The sequence below is a fragment of the Yersinia sp. 2545 StPb PI genome, from assembly GCF_052217125.1.
Taxonomy (GTDB): domain Bacteria; phylum Pseudomonadota; class Gammaproteobacteria; order Enterobacterales; family Enterobacteriaceae; genus Yersinia; species Yersinia enterocolitica_E.
In genome coordinates this window covers 4,031,266-4,049,295 of sequence record NZ_JAZGPY010000001.1, presented here as the reverse complement: position 1 = coordinate 4,049,295, position 18,030 = coordinate 4,031,266, and the positions used below count along the sequence as shown (strand labels likewise).

Genomic DNA, 18,030 nt, shown 5'->3' with positions numbered 1-18,030 from the left:
GTGCGTCCAGATAGCCACTATTGCGAAATGGCTAACATTTCGAAAGAGCAGAAAGCAGCTTGAGAAAACAGATTCTTGAGAACATGCGTTCTTTAGGAAATGAACAGTTTTGACATGCCAAAAGTTCATGCACAAACGACGAGAAACGACAACATGACCGATAAACTTACTTCCCTACGTCAAATTACCACAGTAGTAGCAGATACCGGGGATATCGCGGCAATGAAGCTGTACCAGCCGCAAGATGCAACCACTAACCCATCACTTATCCTGAATGCGGCTCAAATTCCTGAATATCGCAAACTGATCGATGAAGCCATTGCTTGGGCACGCGAGCAAAGCAGTGACCATGCTCAGCAGATTGTTGATGCCACTGACAAATTGGCTGTGAATATCGGTTTGGAAATTCTGAAACTGATCCCAGGGCGCATTTCTACCGAAGTTGATGCTCGTCTTTCCTATGACACCGTTGCCAGCGTGGCAAAAGCCAAGCGCCTGATTAAACTGTATAACGAAGCTGGCATCAGCAATGATCGTATTCTGATCAAACTGGCCTCGACCTGGCAGGGTATCCGTGCTGCGGAACAACTGGAAAAAGAAGGCATTAACTGTAACCTGACTCTGCTGTTCTCCTTCGCTCAGGCGCGTGCTTGTGCTGAAGCGGGTGTGTTCCTGATTTCACCGTTTGTTGGCCGTATTCTTGACTGGTACAAAGCCAATGGCGACAAAAAAGAGTTCGCGCCACACGAAGATCCAGGTGTCGTTTCAGTAACCGAGATTTATCAGTATTACAAAAAACACGGTTATAGCACTGTGGTGATGGGCGCAAGCTTCCGTAATCTGGGCGAAATCATTGAGCTGGCGGGTTGTGATCGCCTGACTATCGCACCTTCTCTGCTGAAAGAACTGGCAGAAAGCGAAGGCCCGATCGAGCGTAAACTCGCTTATACCGGTGACGTTCAGGCGAAGCCTGCACCACTGACTGAAGCTGAGTTCTACTGGCAGCATAATCAGGATCCAATGGCTATCGATAAACTGGCTGACGGTATCCGTAAGTTTGCTATCGACCAAGGCAAGCTTGAGAAAATGATCTCTGATCTGCTGTAATTCGAGTTGTGTGTCAGATAAAAGGTGGCGTAAGCCGCCTTTTTTATTGCCCGTTAACCAGGCAGGTTTGCGCGCCTACCCCCACGCTAATTACGTTGGATATGCTATTATTCGCCCTGGATAACAGGCATTTCGTCGAGGTAGTCGCATGAATACATTACGTATAGGTTTAGTCTCCGTCTCTGATCGGGCGTCGAGTGGGGTATATCAAGATAAAGGCATTCCGGCGCTGGAAGAGTGGCTGGCAAGTGCGTTAACCACCCCTTTTGAAATAGAAACTCGCCTTATCCCCGATGAGCAAACTCTGATTGAGCAGACATTGTGTGAGTTAGTCGATGAAATGGGCTGCCACTTGGTGCTGACCACTGGCGGTACCGGCCCGGCAAGACGTGATGTTACCCCTGATGCCACGCTGGCAATCGCGGATCGGCAGATGCCTGGTTTTGGCGAACAAATGCGCCAAATTAGCTTACATTTCGTTCCCACTGCTATTTTATCCCGTCAGGTAGGGGTTATCCGTAAGCAAGCATTGATTATCAACTTACCGGGGCAACCTAAATCTATCAAAGAAACCCTTGAAGGGGTTAAAGATGCTGAATCGAAAGTGGTCGTCCCCGGTATCTTTGCCAGTGTGCCTTATTGCATTCAACTACTGGACGGGCCTTATATAGAGACCAATGCTGAAGTGGTAGCGGCTTTTCGCCCGAAGAATGCCATTATCGATATAAAAAACTAAATTAAAATTTTTTACAACATAAGGCACCATTCTAACCGTGTGGGGAATTTTGTACGGTATAGTCCTATTAACTTTACAAAAAGCTGAAAATATTTTTCTTCCCCAACTCTGGTTTATTACGGTGTCATATGTCTCAAGAACACAATTCATCTCAAGTCGACTTATCGCAACCTCATGTTGCTCAAGAGCATAATCCTAACCGTCGATTGAATAAGCAAGATTATAAAACGCTCACTCTGGCTGCATTAGGGGGCGCTTTGGAATTTTATGACTTCATTATTTTCGTCTTCTTTGCTGCGGTTATCGGCGATCTTTTCTTCCCGGTAGATATGCCTGAGTGGCTGCGCCAGGTGCAGACATTCGGTATTTTTGCGGCCGGTTATCTGGCCCGCCCACTGGGCGGTATCATCATGGCGCATTTTGGCGACCTGGTTGGCCGTAAGAAAATGTTTACTCTCAGTATTCTGTTAATGGCTTTACCTACACTGGCGATCGGTATGTTGCCGACTTATGCTTCGATTGGTATCGCGGCCCCATTACTGCTGCTCTTGATGCGTGTGTTACAAGGTGCGGCAATTGGCGGTGAAGTCCCCGGAGCATGGGTTTTCGTGGCTGAACATGTACCGCGTCGGCGCATTGGGATTGCCTGCGGTACGTTAACGGCGGGCCTGACTGCGGGGATCTTGCTGGGGTCGCTGGTGGCTACTGCTATGAATACCGCCTTAAGTCATCAAGCCATCTTAGACGGTGGCTGGCGCGTGCCATTCTTCCTGGGGGGGATTTTTGGTCTGTTCGCGATGTATCTGCGCCGTTGGTTGCAAGAAACACCTATTTTTAAAGAGATGCAGGCACGTAAAACTTTAGCTGATGAGTTGCCACTGAAATCTGTCGTGGTTAACCATAAGAAAGAAGTGTTTGTTTCCATGCTGTTGACCTGGTTGCTCTCTGCCGGGATCGTGGTGGTTATCCTGATGACCCCGACGTATTTACAAAAGCAGTTCGGTGTACTGCCCGCGCTGGCATTGCAGGCCAATAGTTTGGCGATTGTCGCACTGGTGTGTGGCTGCGTGATTGCCGGGCTGGTCATTGACCGCTTTGGTGCCAGTAAAACCTTTATCGTTGGCAGCCTGATGTTGGCGGCATCGACATGGTCGTTCTACCACACTAATTTAACTGATCCAACTCAACTCATTACGCATTATATGATGGCTGGATTTTGTGTCGGCATTGTCGGTGCGGTACCTTATGTGATGGTCCGTGCATTCCCAGCAGAGGTCCGTTTTACCGGGATATCCTTCTCTTACAATGTGGCCTATGCCATTTTTGGTGGTCTGACACCGATTGTGGTGACCCTATTAATGAAAATGACACCGATGGCCCCGGCCTATTACATGCTGTTGTTATCGCTGGTAGGATTGTTGCTGGGGATTTATCTGCGTAATGATATTAATAGCGATGTGAAAGTGCATCTGCCAAAGAAGGTTTTGGTTGAGTAAGAGAGCGGGTAAATAGATCTCATCTTCAAAAATAGCCCATACAATTTATGGGCTATTTTTTGACCCATATAGTTTAAAATTCATTCTTAAAATTAAAGCCGACCTTCTGTTTGACGCGAGCAGAAGGTTGAGAAATGACTTCAGAGTACAATGTACGAGCACCCTGTTGTTGTAAATATCGGCTCAGTTCTCTGACTGCCGCTGTACCAGCACCTCTTACGGTTCCTTCTCGGCCGGGAAATAAGACATAGTCTGGCAGGGTTGCAGATGCGACCAGTTCAACTTCATCCAGGTTATTAAAACGGTCAGCAAGTACTATCGCGATAACTCTTCCCTGCAGTTTAACAATTACATATATTTCACTGGGGCGATGAAGAGTGAGCCTTCGATTGATAATACCCGTCACAATATTTCCTGCACGAAGCAGTTTTATGCGGGCATCATTCATTTCATCTGTAGCTGCATCTGCACTGGCAGCGAGGTCGGGGTAACTTCGGTCATACTGCTGCTCCCAGTGAGTAATGGTTTCTTTCAGCTTTTTCCGCATCGCTTGGGCATTACTCACTGCTACACCTGAAAGTTTTTCCTCCTCCTCGGGGGTTGGTGTTGGGAGCACTTCTATTTCGAATTCCAATTCAGTTTGCTCGACGGGTTCACCTTGTGAAATGATTATTGGAGTCGTCGGCCTAAAGACGAAAGTCTCTAATAACAACTCATAAATGCCTAATGGTAAGAGCTCCACCTGTGATGGTGATTCATTAGATGAAGAAACAGAACTGTAAGATATATAACTAAGCTGAGCATAATCAAAAGCGGTTTTAATATCGGCAAAGGCATTATTAGTGGTTCTATCGGTTATTTTTTCTGTTATAGCATGGATGAACCTATTTTCTACTGCTGCATGTTCGACGGTGACGCCGGTACTTCCTGTTCTTATTATTGAATCTACTATTTGGCCAAAAAATGCAGTATTCCAGGTTGCTAAGCTATTACCAAACAACAAGGTAAAGTCAGTCATAATTTCCAATGTCCAATCAATACAATGGGGCCTTATTTGACGTATTGGACGAGAGTTAAGTAACGAGTGGAACGAAACCATGCAGGCTTTGGCTACCGCTGGGAGACTGAGAGATTGTCTACGTTGGCTGTTATCCATATAAGTTAATGTCATGTAGTTATCGACATCATCAGGCATCTGTAACTCTTCTTCTTTGGCGGACTTTGGTTTTAGTGGGGGACTGTTTCCGGCAATATGTAATGTTTTTCCTTTTGTATTATGGTTAAAAAAATCATCTGCACTGAATACAATGCTATTCAATTGTTGGCATTTACCTCGAACAATATAATTATAAATATTTAAAAAAGGAGTAAAAGCACAGAGTATTTTACTTGTTTGTACTAAATCTCTTTTTTCCCAATCTTTATCTCCTGTATCTGCGGTAAGTATGGTTTTTGCGATAACTAAAGGTTTATCTTTATTGTAGTTGGTTATTACTATCTCTGGAGTTGCACTAATGCCATTATCCCAATCAAATAAAATTATTGGGGATATATTTACTAAATTATTTCGCAATGTTTGAATATATTGTACTTGTACAATATCTTTTTTCATTTGTATAATGAAAGATAGGTTGTCGCTGCGTTTATAATGTTCAAAATAAAACTTAGTGTTCATTTTTTTGTTGTAGAATTCAATTCTACTATTATTAATGTTAATGTTGGCGCCGTTAAATAGCGATAGAACATAATTATCACCTTCGCCTAAATTCATAGTATTAAAAACCAATAAAATTTGCTTATTCTTCAAACGTTCATCATTCCAGTATTTTTTAAATACACTAGCGATTTTTATGGTATAACTATTTATAATGACACATTGTTGATCACAATTAAGGCCTTTTATTTCTGCTACCTTGATGCTAGTAATTGCATTACTCATTTCCAGTGCTTTTAAACTATTATCAGTAATGCTTTCTGTTAACTTAAAAAAAGGAGCATTGAAATTATCATTCTTGTAGATTGTTGCTATCATTCCTTGGGGTATGGTTATGGATTGAATACTATCATTATGAATAGGTAGTACTTCTCTGTCCGACTCAAGGATGTTTTCTGTATCGTGATAAAAATCTATTTGTTGATTGGATGCTAAACAAGTAGTGTCACCCTGAAACTGATCTTCTGTATAAAAACAGATTGCCGGTGCTATTTGATATGATTTTATTCTTTTATAAAACCCTGATGATTTTAGTTGCCGTAGATTAATATCATTCTTTAATGTTATTTTTTTACCCGAAAGATCAATATCATCATAAAGGGTTACAATCATGCCCAGCGGGACCGAAATTGATTCTATTTTATTATTGAATGCATCATTATAAGCAGACATTGATTCATTCTCTGCTGAGCAAAATGATTCCCCACTAAAATCTGCTAGCTCATAAAAACAGACTTTCCCCTCACTTGAATAGACTGATTCTGATATTATTAATATAGCGTTTATCAATAGTTTTGTGACTATTCTCATAGGCTAGCCCTTAAGTCTATTAACTTGAATGTTTCATGTTACTTACCTCATCTTGATGTTATATGATTTGTTTTTTCTTTACTCTATTTATTTTAATTCTTCTATTTAATTATTTTGTAATGCTAATTTTAATCAAGTAATCCATTTTTTTAGACGTAATAAGTAAACATAAAAAAGCCCCTGAAACATGAATGCTCCAGGGGGCTTTAAATCTAAATTTCCTAATTAAACTACATGTTGCGCTTGTAAAGTTGGGCTTGGTTCACCAATAGGCAATACGGTACGGCCATATTGTTCGTTCAATACTTCTGCCATTGCCAGGTAAATTGCACTTGCACCACAAATGATGCCTTCGAAACCGGCGAACACCAGCAGTGAATGGTTGCCGGTGAAGTTACCGACGGCCAGCAGCGCAAACAGCAGCGTCAGGCTACCGAAAACAAACTGCAAAGCACGGTTAGCGGGCAAAGTCCCGAAGAACATAAACAGTGTGAAGATGCCCCATAAACCTAAATAAACGCCGAGGAATTGTGCATCAGTTGCGTCAGCCATACCCATCTTAGGTAACATCAGCAAACCGACCAGGCTCAGCCAAAATGCGCCATAGGAGGTAAATGCAGTGGCCGCGAAAGTATTACCCTTCTTATATTCCAGCATACCCGCCAGAATTTGTGCCAGACCGCCGTAAAAAATCCCCATACTCAAAATAACAGAGGTCAGGGGGAAGAAACCTGCATTGTGTAGGTTGAGCAAGACGGTTGTCATCCCAAAACCCATCAGGCCTAACGGGCCAGGATTTGCCAACTTGGTGGTGTTCATAAGTCCTCTGCAATTAACAGAATGCTAAAAAATGGATAGTTATCCGAATAAGTATCAAACGCCTGAATGACCAAAAAGTCGTCGATTCCCTCAGTGCGCGCCGCATCATAATGATCCACGCGGTTGGAAACAATGATCTCGAGGGTGATAAAAAGTAATTTTTTTTCATCTCCCCCCTTGATGCTGCGTTTCGTGGCCCCATCTTATTCCCAACCGCAGGGACTAATCGTGGATCAGCGGACACATGCATCAGTAAAATATTGGGCATGAAAACATTGATTAACAAAATACGGGCAGTTGAAAATAAACAATCCGCCCACATATAGATTAGTAACTTGACCGAATATGACTTTTTAGTGGAGGCGTTTTAGATGGGTAAAATTATTGGTATCGACTTGGGTACTACCAACTCTTGTGTAGCAATTATGGATGGCACTAAAGCTCGTGTGCTGGAAAACAGCGAAGGCGACCGTACTACGCCTTCTATCATCGCTTATACCCAAGATGGTGAGATTCTGGTTGGTCAACCGGCTAAACGTCAGGCTATTACTAACCCACAAAACACACTGTTTGCCATCAAACGTTTGATTGGCCGTCGTTTCCAGGATGAAGAAGCGCAGCGTGATAAAGATATCATGCCGTACAAAATCGTGGCAGCCGACAATGGTGATGCTTGGGTTGAAGTAAAAGGCCAGAAAGTTGCACCACCACAGATTTCTGCTGAAGTTCTGAAGAAAATGAAGAAAACAGCGGAAGATTTTCTGGGTGAACCAGTAACTGAAGCGGTTATCACTGTACCGGCTTACTTCAACGATGCTCAGCGTCAGGCAACGAAAGATGCTGGCCGTATCGCCGGTCTGGAAGTAAAACGTATCATCAACGAACCAACCGCAGCGGCACTGGCCTACGGTTTGGACAAAGAAGTCGGCAACCGTACTATCGCGGTTTATGACCTCGGTGGTGGTACTTTCGATATCTCTATCATCGAAATCGACGAAGTTGACGGTGAAAAAACCTTCGAAGTTCTGGCAACCAATGGTGATACTCACTTGGGTGGTGAAGACTTTGATAGCCGTCTGATCAACTATCTGGTTGACGAATTCAAGAAAGACCAGGGTATGGATCTGCGTACCGATCCACTGGCAATGCAGCGCCTGAAAGAAGCCGCTGAAAAAGCAAAAATCGAGCTGTCTTCAGCTCAACAGACCGACGTTAACCTGCCGTATATCACGGCTGATGGCAGCGGTCCAAAACACATGAACATCAAAGTGACCCGCGCTAAATTGGAGTCACTGGTAGAAGATTTGGTTAATCGTTCTATTGAACCACTGAAAGTGGCTTTACAAGATGCTGGCCTGTCTGTTTCCGATATCCAGGACGTTATCTTGGTTGGTGGTCAGACTCGTATGCCAATGGTTCAGAAGAAAGTTGCTGATTTCTTCGGTAAAGAACCACGCAAAGACGTTAACCCAGATGAAGCTGTAGCCATTGGTGCGGCAGTGCAGGGTGGTGTTCTGTCTGGTGAAGTGAAAGACGTTCTGTTATTGGACGTTACCCCACTGTCACTGGGTATTGAAACCATGGGTGGTGTGATGACCCCACTTATCACTAAAAACACCACTATCCCAACTAAGCACAGCCAGGTGTTCTCTACTGCAGAAGACAACCAGTCTGCGGTAACCATCCATGTGCTTCAGGGGGAGCGTAAACGTGCTCAGGATAACAAGTCTCTGGGTCAGTTCAATTTGGACGGTATCCAGTCTGCTCCTCGCGGTATGGCGCAAATCGAAGTGACTTTCGATATCGACGCCGATGGTATTCTGCATGTGTCTGCTAAAGACAAGAATACCGGTCGTGAGCAGAAGATAACCATCAAGGCATCTTCTGGTTTGAACGAGGAAGAGATCCAGAAAATGGTACGTGATGCAGAAGCTAACGCAGAAGCAGACCGTAAGTTTGAAGAACTGGTTCAGACTCGCAACCAGGCTGACCATCTGATTCACGGCACCCGTAAACAGTTGGAAGAAGCCGGCGACAAACTGCCAGCAGAAGACAAAACTGCGATCGAAGATGCTTTGAAAGCGCTGGAAGCTGCTCTGAAAGGCGAAGACAAAGCTGAAATTGAAGCGAAAACTCAGGCTCTGGTGCAGGTTTCTGGCAAATTGCTAGAAATGGCTCAGCAGCAGCAAGCAGCCGCAGGCGGCGATGCTGGTGACACCAGTGCCAAGAAAGAAGACGACGTGGTAGACGCCGAATTCGAAGAAGTGAAAGACAAAAAATAATCGCCCTTAAGCGGGCACAGCAGTGGTAGGCCTTACTGTTGCTGGAAACCAGCACGGGCGTCGAGGAAACTCTACGCCCGTGCACGCATGTTAAGGGTAGGAAAAAAAGAGAATGGCGAAGAGAGATTATTACGAGGTTTTAGGCGTCAGTAAGGGCGCCGATGAACGTGAAATCAAAAAGGCCTATAAACGCCTGGCAGTAAAGTATCACCCGGACCGTAATCAGGACGAGAACGATACCGGTGAAAATTTTAAAGAAGTTAAAGAAGCTTACGAAATTCTGACTGACCCACAAAAACGTGCAGCATATGATCAATATGGTCATGCAGCCTTTGAACAAGGTGGCATGGGCGGCGGCGGTTTTGGTGGTGGCGGTGGTGCTGATTTTAGCGACATTTTTGGTGATGTTTTCGGTGATATCTTTGGTGGTGGCCGCCGTCAGCGTGCTTCCCGTGGTTCCGATCTACGCTACAACATGGATCTGACACTGGAAGAAGCCGTACGCGGCGTGACTAAAGAAATTCGCATCCCAACGCTGAATGAGTGTGATGTTTGCCACGGTAGTGGCGCTAAGCCGGGAAGTTCGCCAGTCACTTGTTCGACTTGCCGTGGTGCAGGTCAGGTACATATGCGCCAAGGGTTCTTTACCGTCCAGCAGGCATGTCCTACTTGTCAGGGTAATGGTCAAATCATTAAAGATCCTTGCAACAAGTGCCATGGGCATGGCCGTGTTGAAAAATCCAAAACACTGTCGGTTAAGATCCCCGCCGGTGTTGATACCGGTGACCGCATTCGCTTAAGTGGCGAAGGTGAAGCGGGTGAACATGGCGCGCCAGCAGGTGATTTATATGTTCAGGTGCAAGTTAAAGCGCACCCAATCTTCGAACGTGAAGGCAATAACCTGTATTGTGAAGTGCCAATTAACTTTGCTATGGCAGCCTTAGGCGGCGAGATTGAAGTCCCAACGCTGGATGGCCGGGTTAAGCTGAAAGTCCCAGCAGAGACCCAAACCGGCAAGCTGTTCCGCATGCGTGGCAAGGGTGTTAAATCTGTGCGTGGCGGAAGTCAGGGTGACCTGTTATGTCGTGTTGTGGTTGAGACACCAGTCCATCTGAGCGAAAAACAGAAACAGCTACTGCGCGAACTGGAAGAGAGTTTCGTCGGTGCTGCGGGTGAGAAAAATAGTCCCCGATCTAAAAGCTTCTTAGATGGCGTTAAGAAATTCTTTGACGATTTGACTCGCTGACCAATGAGTTGTTAATCGGCTAAGAACGTGCAAGAAAACGAAAAATCCTCGATTAACGTCGGGGATTTTTTTCATCGCCAACTAAATATATATGTGAAGTAAATCATTAATAGCTCGGTTTTTTCGATCATTTGATGCCATAAAAACGACTTTTTTCGAGTTGAAGACTATCTTAAAATTGATGCATTGATTCGCCGAGCACAGGCTCACTGTCCGATGTAAGGAGTTATTCATTGTGACAAACATGATCCGTCAATTTTTACGCCAAGAGGCCGCAGGTGGGCTGATTCTAATTTTAGCTGCCACCGTCGCCTTATTTATGGCTAACAGCCCCCTATTTAGCATTTACCAATCATTTCTTGATGTACCGGTATCGGTAAAGATAGCCTCGCTGGATATCAGCAAGCCACTATTACTGTGGATTAATGACGGTTTAATGGCGATATTCTTCCTGATGATTGGGTTGGAGGTTAAGCGCGAACTGATGGAAGGTTCGTTAGCTGGCCGCGATAAAGCGGTTTTTCCGGCCATAGCAGCATTAGGTGGTATGCTGGCACCGGCTTTGATTTATCTATTATTTAACGGTGCTGATGAGGTTACCCGCCAGGGCTGGGCAATTCCTGCGGCTACTGATATCGCCTTTGCGTTAGGGGTGATGGCTCTGTTGGGAAATCGGGTTCCAACCAGTCTTAAAGTCTTTTTACTGGCACTGGCCATTATTGATGACTTGGGTGTCATCATCATTATTGCGTTGTTCTATACCCACGAGGTTTCACTGCAAGCCTTAGGCATAGCTGCTGCGGCTATTGCGCTACTGGCTTACATGAATTGGCGTGGGGTAGGGAAAACCTCTGCCTATCTACTGGTGGGATTGGTATTGTGGGTCTGCATCCTCAAATCAGGTGTGCATGCGACCTTAGCCGGGGTCATTGTCGGCTTTATGATACCGCTGCACACTAAAGATAAGCGTTCACCGTCAGAATCGCTCGAACATGGTTTGCACCCATGGGTTGCTTATTTGATCTTGCCACTGTTTGCGTTTGCCAATGCGGGGGTTTCATTGCAAGGCGTTTCACTCGCTGGATTGACATCGCTATTGCCTCTGGGGATTGCGAGCGGTCTGTTTATTGGTAAGCCACTGGGGATTTTCCTCTTTAGTTGGCTCGCGGTTAAGTTAGGGGTGGCTAAACTACCTGACGCGATAAACTTTAAGCAGATTTTTGCGGTGTCGGTGCTATGCGGTATCGGTTTTACTATGTCGATATTTATCGCGTCGCTGGCATTTGATGGCGCCGATCTCGCTTTGCTTACCTATTCTAAGTTGGGCATATTATTAGGCTCCACCACCGCAGCCATTGTGGGTTATAGCTTGTTGCGTATGGCCTTGCCAGCAACAAGAAAAATAACTCGCTGATTAATATTTGAATGACCAGTGCCGCTCATAAAGGTACTGGTGTTCTACCTGATGGATTTCTAGGCTTACCGTCAGAACAGGGAACGTTTAGTCGTGCATGAGGTTATATACACCCTAAATAATTCGAGTTGCAGGAAGCCGGCAAGTGAAAGGCAGATTGGTTGTAAACCATTTTGAACGCTGCCAATGCACATGCAACTTGAAGTAGGACGGGTATATCTGGCTCGCCGATATGTTAAGGGGATAACAACATGCGAATGTCACATATCAATTTCAATCATCTTTATTACTTTTGGCAGGTCTGTAAAGAAGGTTCAGTCGTCGGTGCAGCAGAAGCATTATTCCTGACGCCACAAACAATTACCGGGCAAATTAAAGCGTTGGAAGAGCGTCTGGGGGGGAAGTTATTTAAGCGACAAGGGCGAGGCTTGGTGCCATCAGAGTTGGGGCAGTTGGTCTTTCGTTATGCGGATAAAATGTTCATGCTTAGCCATGAAATGCTGGATATCGTTAATTATCGCAAAGAATCTAATCTACTTTTCGATGTTGGTGTTGCCGATGCATTATCCAAGCGTTTGGTGAGCCAGGTTCTGGAAACGGCTGTCGTTGAGAACGAAAAGATTCATCTGCGCTGTTTTGAATCGACCCACGAAATGCTGCTGGAGCAGTTGAGTCAGCACAAACTGGATATGATTCTGTCCGATTGTCCGGTTGACTCCAGCCAACAAGAAGGGTTGTTCTCTGTCAAACTGGGCGAATGCAGTGTGAGTTTTTATTGTCGTCAGCCCATCCCTGATTTACCTTTCCCTGCTTGTTTGCAGCAAAAGCGTTTGTTGATACCGGGCCGTCGTTCCATGCTTGGGCGCAAATTACTGAACTGGATTAACAGTAAAGGGCTACAGGTAGAGATTTTGGGTGAGTTTGATGACGCGGCCCTGATGAATGCTTTCGCTATTTATAACAATGCTATTTTTGTTGCACCGACAATGTACGCTGCTGATACCTACGCTAAAGATGACCAGATAGTCGAAATTGGCCGCTTAGACTGTGTGCAGGAAGAATATTATGTGATTTTTGCCGAGCGTATGATCCAACATCCGGCAGTGCAGCGGGTATGTAACAAAGATTTTTCCGCGCTCTTTAGTGGCTAAATAGCCACGTTACCTTGCAAACTACAGCTGTGTTGATTGCACTCGTTGATAAATATGTCAGCTTATCGGGATTAATGAGTGCCACCCTAGGGGCTGACATAAATGCTGTTACATCGGGCTTATACCAATTTGTCATTTGATGGCTGACTTTCTGCGTTTTGAAGTCTATAGGCTATAAATGGGTCTTGCCGTGAATAGGCTAAATTATAAGCAATTCAAAAAATAGATATAAAAAAACCGGCCTGGGCCGGTCTTTTTACTAAGCAGTCGACGTAATGCAATTACTGCATTGCGTTGATTTGCGCGACTAAGTTGGACTTATGACGTGCTGCTTTGTTTTTGTGGATCAGACCTTTACAGGACTGACGATCCACGATTGGTTGCATTTCATTAAATGCTTTTTGCGCTGTGTCTTTATCGCCAGCTGCGATTGCCGCATACACCTTCTTAATGAAGGTACGCACCATTGAGCGACGGCTAGCGTTATGCTTGCGGCGTTTCTCAGACTGTACGGCGCGTTTCTTAGCTGATTTGATATTAGCCAAGGTCCAACTCCCAAATATATTCTATTGAGGACAATTCAAAGGCCAAGGAATATGCCCTTTCAGCCTTCGTTTGTCAATGGATTTGTGCAAATAAGCGCCGTTTGTACGGGCGGCACTTGCTACGTTGTGATGGAGCGGGATTTTACCAGCTTCGCGCTGCGGAATACAGTCTTTCGAAAGAAAAATCCACAGTTCACTGCCTTGAAGGGATTCGACGGTGGTTCTTGTAAAAATCTCAGCCTGCTTCTGTATTCAAACTCCGTGCGCATTCTACAGGATAAAGTCAGTAAAAGGGATTTTACCTGCACAATATTGGCAAAATGGTATGACTTTCGGTTAAAGGTGCCAATCGCGGGTTAACCTTAACGGCTGTACAAGGTATAATCCGGCGATTTCCACTGTTTTGAGCCAGCTATGGAGCTAATTCGCGGTATACATAATATCCGGGCACGCCACCATGGTTGCGTGCTAACTATCGGTAACTTTGATGGTGTCCATCGTGGACATCAGGCCTTATTGGAGCAGCTAAAGTGTGAAGGTCAGCGCTTGGGTTTGCCCGTAATGGTTATGATATTTGAACCGCAACCACTGGAATTGTTTGCAGCGGACAAAGCACCAGCAAGGCTAACGCGCCTGCGGGATAAAGCCAGATATCTGGCTGAGGCCGGCGTTGATTATCTGTTGTGCGTAAAATTTGATCCGCGTTTTGCAGCTAATACTGCGCAAGCTTTTGTTGCTCAGTTGCTGGTAGAGAAGTTGGGTGTTAAGTTTTTAACTGTTGGTGATGACTTCCGCTTTGGCGCAGAGCGTCAGGGGGATTTTCAACTGTTACAGCAAGCCGGTGCTGAATTTGGTTTCGATGTTATCAGCACAGATAGCTTTTGTGATGGTGGGTTACGCATTAGCAGCACCGCAATTCGTCAGGCACTTTATAATGACGATTTGGTGTTGGCTGAGGCGTTGCTTGGCCACCCCTATAGCATTTCCGGCCGAGTGGTTCATGGTGATGAACTGGGGCGTACGATTGGTTTCCCCACGGCGAATTTGCCATTAAAACGTTTAGTCGCTCCGGTGAAAGGAGTGTATGCGGTTGATGTGTATGGCTTGGGTCCAAAGCCATTACCCGGAGTTGCCAATATTGGTACCCGGCCTACCGTTGCTGGTGTTCGCCAGCAACTAGAGGTTCATCTGCTGGATGTAACTATGGATCTTTATGGGTGCCATATTGACGTGGTGCTCCGCGCGAAACTGCGCAACGAACAGCGTTTTGCTTCGCTCGATGCCCTGAAGCAGCAAATCGCCCATGATGTGGTGACGGCCCGAACATTTTTCGGGCTAAAGACACCGGTTTAATATTTCTAGCCGAAACGGAACCGAGAATCTAATGAGTGACTACAAGAATACCCTGAACTTGCCTGAAACAGGGTTCCCGATGCGCGGCGATCTGGCTAAGCGTGAACCTGACATGCTGAAACGTTGGTATGAGCAGGATCTGTACGGGATTATTCGTACGGCCAAGAAAGGTAAAAAAACCTTTATTTTGCACGACGGCCCTCCTTATGCGAACGGCAACATTCACATTGGTCACTCTGTTAACAAAATTCTCAAAGACATTATTGTTAAATCGAAAGGAATGGCGGGTTACGACTCCCCTTATATTCCAGGGTGGGACTGCCATGGTTTGCCGATCGAGTTAAAAGTTGAACAGTTAATTGGTAAGCCGGGCGAGAAAGTCAGTGCCGCAGAGTTCCGTGCTGCCTGCCGTAAATATGCTGCTGAACAGGTTGAAGGCCAGAAGAAAGACTTCATCCGCCTGGGAGTATTGGGCGATTGGGACCATCCTTATCTGACGATGGATTTCAAAACTGAAGCCAATATCATTCGTGCATTAAGCAAAATCATTGATAACGGCCACCTGCACAAAGGCGCGAAGCCAGTGCATTGGTGTACCGATTGCGGTTCGTCACTGGCTGAAGCAGAAGTTGAATATTACGATAAAACCTCACCTTCTATCGATGTGCGCTTTAATGCCGTCGATGTAGCGGCTGTTGCCGCCAAATTTAATGTTGCGGCGATTAACGGCCCGATTTCACTGGTTATCTGGACGACAACTCCGTGGACCTTGCCCGCTAACCGTGCGATTTCACTGAATGCTGAATACATTTACCAACTTGTTCAGGTCAATGGCGAATGCCTGATTCTGGCAGAAGACCTGGTTGAAAGTGTCATGAAGCGCGCAGGTATTGCTGAATGGACGGTATTGGGGAGCTGCAAAGGTTCTGATTTGGAACTGCTGCGTTTCAATCATCCGTTTATGGGCTTTGATGTGCCGGCAATTTTAGGCGATCACGTCACACTGGATGCCGGTACTGGTGCGGTTCACACTGCACCTGGTCACGGCCCGGATGACTTTGTTATCGGCCAGAAATACGGTTTGGAAGTTGCCAATCCGGTTGGTCCGAATGGCTGCTATTTGGCGGGGACGTATCCTACTCTGGATGGCATGTTCGTCTTTAAAGCCAACGATGTGATTGTTGAGTTGCTGCGTGAAAAAGGCGCACTGCTGAAAGTTGAAAAACTGGTTCACAGCTACCCGTGCTGCTGGCGTCATAAAACACCTATTATCTTCCGTGCTACACCACAATGGTTTATCAGCATGGATCAGAAAGGCCTGCGTAAGCAGTCGCTGGAAGAGATTAAAGGCGTGCAATGGATCCCCGATTGGGGTCAGGCGCGTATCGAAACCATGGTGGCAAACCGCCCTGATTGGTGTATCTCGCGTCAGCGTACCTGGGGCGTGCCGATGTCCCTGTTTGTGCACAAAGAGACTGAAGCACTACATCCACGTAGCACTGAGCTGATGGAAGAAGTCGCCAAACGCGTTGAGCAAGACGGTATTCAGGCATGGTGGGATCTGGATCCTGCGGAAATCCTCGGTGCTGATGCCGCCGATTACACCAAAGTGCCAGACACCTTGGACGTATGGTTTGACTCCGGTTCAACTCATTCGTCGGTGGTTGACGTGCGTCCTGAATTTGGTGGTCATAGCCCGGATATGTACCTGGAGGGTTCTGATCAACACCGTGGCTGGTTTATGTCTTCACTGATGATAGCAACCGCGATGAAAGGCAAAGCGCCTTATCGCCAAGTGCTGACCCATGGTTTTACCGTTGATGGGCAAGGGCGCAAAATGTCCAAATCCATCGGTAACACGATCAGCCCGCAAGATGTGATGAACAAACTGGGTGGTGACATTCTGCGTCTGTGGGTGGCATCAACCGATTACACCGGTGAGATCGCGGTTTCTGACGAAATCCTGAAACGCTCTGCTGACTCTTATCGCCGTATCCGTAACACTGCGCGCTTCTTGCTGGCGAATCTAAATGGGTTTGATCCTGCGCTGCATCAGGTGAAACCGGAAGATATGGTAGTAGTGGACCGCTGGGCAGTCGGCCGTGCCCAGGCAGCTCAAGCTGAGATCATGGCAGCGTACGAAAGTTACGATTTCCACTTGGTGGTGCAGCGCTTGATGCAGTTCTGCTCGGTTGAAATGGGATCCTTCTATTTGGATATCATTAAAGACCGCCAGTACACCGCGAAAGGCGACAGTGTTGCCCGCCGCAGTTGCCAGACTGCGTTGTTCCATATCGCAGAAGCATTGGTGCGCTGGATGGCACCTATTATGTCCTTTACCGCAGATGAGATCTGGAACCAACTGCCAGGCAGTCGTCCACAGTATGTCTTCACCGAAGAGTGGTATGACGGTCTGTTCGGGTTGGCGGGTGATGAAAGTATGAACGATACTTTCTGGGCCGAGCTGTTAAAAGTCCGTGGCGAAGTCAACAAGGTGTTAGAGCAGGCCCGTAGTGATAAGCGTATCGGTGGTTCATTGGAGGCGGCAGTTACCTTGTTCGCCGAACCTGAACTGGCTGCGCGATTGAACAGTTTGCAAGATGAATTGCGTTTTGTGCTGTTGACCTCAGCTGCGAAAGTTGCCCCTTATGCTGATGCGGGTGATGATGCGCTGCAAAGTGAGTTGATTGCCGGGCTGAAAATCACCTTTAATAAGGCTGATGGTGAGAAGTGCCCGCGTTGCTGGCATTACACTCAAGATGTCGGTTTGGTAGCGGAACATGCTGAATTGTGCGGCCGCTGTGTCACTAACGTTGCCGGAGACGGCGAAGAGCGTAAGTTCGCCTAATGAGTAAACCTATTTGTTCGACCGGATTGCGCTGGTTATGGCTGGCGGTATTGGTGGTTATTTTGGATCTCAGCAGCAAACAGTGGGTCATGACCCACTTTGCCCTGTATGAGTCAGTGCCGGTGATCCCGTTTTTTAACCTGACCTACGCACAGAATTTTGGCGCAGCCTTTAGCTTCCTTGCCGATAAAAGTGGCTGGCAGCGTTGGTTCTTTGCGGGCATAGCTATCGGTATTTCAGTGGTATTAATGGTGCTGATGTATCGCTCTACTGCCAAACAACGCCTGCTCAATTGTGCTTATGCTCTGATTATTGGTGGGGCATTAGGTAACTTATTTGATCGCATGGTGCATGGTGCGGTGATCGATTTTATCGATTTCCACGTCAATAACTGGCATTTCCCAACCTTTAACATCGCCGATACCGCTATCTGTATCGGTGCTGCGTTGGTTATCTTTGAGGGTTTTTTAAGCCCTGCTGAAAAAACGGCCATGAATAAAGGTGAATGA

At 46.2% G+C, this 18,030-nt stretch carries 13 protein-coding genes; 10 read left to right on the top strand and 3 right to left on the bottom strand.

All coding sequences use genetic code 11. From position 1 onward, the window contains the following. Window positions 1-153 precede the first annotated feature (153 nt). From tal to V1955_RS18805, 3 genes are all read left to right on the top strand, one after another. Window positions 154-1,107, top strand: a complete 954-nt coding sequence (gene tal / locus V1955_RS18815; protein ID WP_083160631.1) for a transaldolase — start codon at window positions 154-156, stop codon at window positions 1,105-1,107. A 148-nt stretch (window positions 1,108-1,255) separates the two neighbouring features. After that, complete coding sequence (mog, locus tag V1955_RS18810) at window positions 1,256-1,843, top strand: molybdopterin adenylyltransferase (RefSeq protein WP_083160629.1); 588 nt, start codon at window positions 1,256-1,258, stop codon at window positions 1,841-1,843. Between the two features lie 128 nt (window positions 1,844-1,971). After that, on the top strand, window positions 1,972-3,339 hold the full coding sequence (locus V1955_RS18805) for an MFS transporter (protein WP_083160627.1): 1,368 nt from the start codon (window positions 1,972-1,974) through the stop codon (window positions 3,337-3,339). A 73-nt stretch (window positions 3,340-3,412) separates the two neighbouring features. Here the strand turns inward: V1955_RS18805 and V1955_RS18800 are convergent, their stop codons facing one another. Together V1955_RS18800 and satP are read right to left on the bottom strand one after the other, a co-directional pair. After that, window positions 3,413-5,863: a peptidase inhibitor family I36 protein gene (locus V1955_RS18800; protein WP_372568653.1), complete on the bottom strand. Its 2,451-nt coding sequence runs from the start codon at window positions 5,861-5,863 to the stop codon at window positions 3,413-3,415. 225 nt (window positions 5,864-6,088) lie between these two features. Continuing rightward, on the bottom strand, window positions 6,089-6,682 hold the full coding sequence (satP, locus tag V1955_RS18795) for an acetate uptake transporter (RefSeq protein ID WP_083160623.1): 594 nt from the start codon (window positions 6,680-6,682) through the stop codon (window positions 6,089-6,091). A 371-nt stretch (window positions 6,683-7,053) separates the two neighbouring features. Here satP and dnaK point away from each other — a divergent pair, with 371 nt between their 5' ends. The 4 genes from dnaK (at window position 7,054) to nhaR (ending at window position 12,775) form a co-directional block, all read left to right on the top strand. Beyond that, entirely contained in the window at window positions 7,054-8,964 is a 1,911-nt protein-coding gene (gene dnaK, locus V1955_RS18790; protein ID WP_083160621.1) for a molecular chaperone DnaK, read from the top strand. Window positions 8,965-9,076: 112 nt separating this feature from the next. Then, the gene (gene dnaJ, locus V1955_RS18785; protein ID WP_083160619.1) at window positions 9,077-10,210 is read left to right on the top strand and encodes a molecular chaperone DnaJ; all 1,134 of its coding nucleotides are present in this window, start codon (window positions 9,077-9,079) and stop codon (window positions 10,208-10,210) included. A 235-nt stretch (window positions 10,211-10,445) separates the two neighbouring features. Then, entirely contained in the window at window positions 10,446-11,624 is a 1,179-nt protein-coding gene (gene nhaA, locus V1955_RS18780) for a Na+/H+ antiporter NhaA (protein WP_083160617.1), read from the top strand. 251 nt (window positions 11,625-11,875) lie between these two features. Then, on the top strand, window positions 11,876-12,775 hold the full coding sequence (gene nhaR, locus V1955_RS18775) for a transcriptional activator NhaR (RefSeq protein ID WP_442821270.1): 900 nt from the start codon (window positions 11,876-11,878) through the stop codon (window positions 12,773-12,775). A 281-nt stretch (window positions 12,776-13,056) separates the two neighbouring features. Here the strand turns inward: nhaR and rpsT are convergent, their stop codons facing one another. Then, window positions 13,057-13,320: a 30S ribosomal protein S20 gene (gene rpsT, locus V1955_RS18770; protein ID WP_050086134.1), complete on the bottom strand. Its 264-nt coding sequence runs from the start codon at window positions 13,318-13,320 to the stop codon at window positions 13,057-13,059. Between the two features lie 414 nt (window positions 13,321-13,734). Here rpsT and ribF point away from each other — a divergent pair, with 414 nt between their 5' ends. The 3 genes from ribF to lspA are packed head-to-tail and all read left to right on the top strand — an operon-like array spanning window position 13,735 to window position 18,030. Further along, on the top strand, window positions 13,735-14,673 hold the full coding sequence (ribF, locus tag V1955_RS18765; RefSeq protein ID WP_083160612.1) for a bifunctional riboflavin kinase/FAD synthetase: 939 nt from the start codon (window positions 13,735-13,737) through the stop codon (window positions 14,671-14,673). Window positions 14,674-14,704: 31 nt separating this feature from the next. Then, a complete protein-coding gene (gene ileS / locus V1955_RS18760) occupies window positions 14,705-17,521 on the top strand; it encodes an isoleucine--tRNA ligase (RefSeq protein WP_372568655.1) in 2,817 nt (938 codons plus the stop codon). Further along, on the top strand, window positions 17,521-18,030 hold the full coding sequence (gene lspA / locus V1955_RS18755) for a signal peptidase II (protein ID WP_083160608.1): 510 nt from the start codon (window positions 17,521-17,523) through the stop codon (window positions 18,028-18,030). The genes ileS and lspA overlap by 1 nt, the downstream gene beginning before the upstream one ends.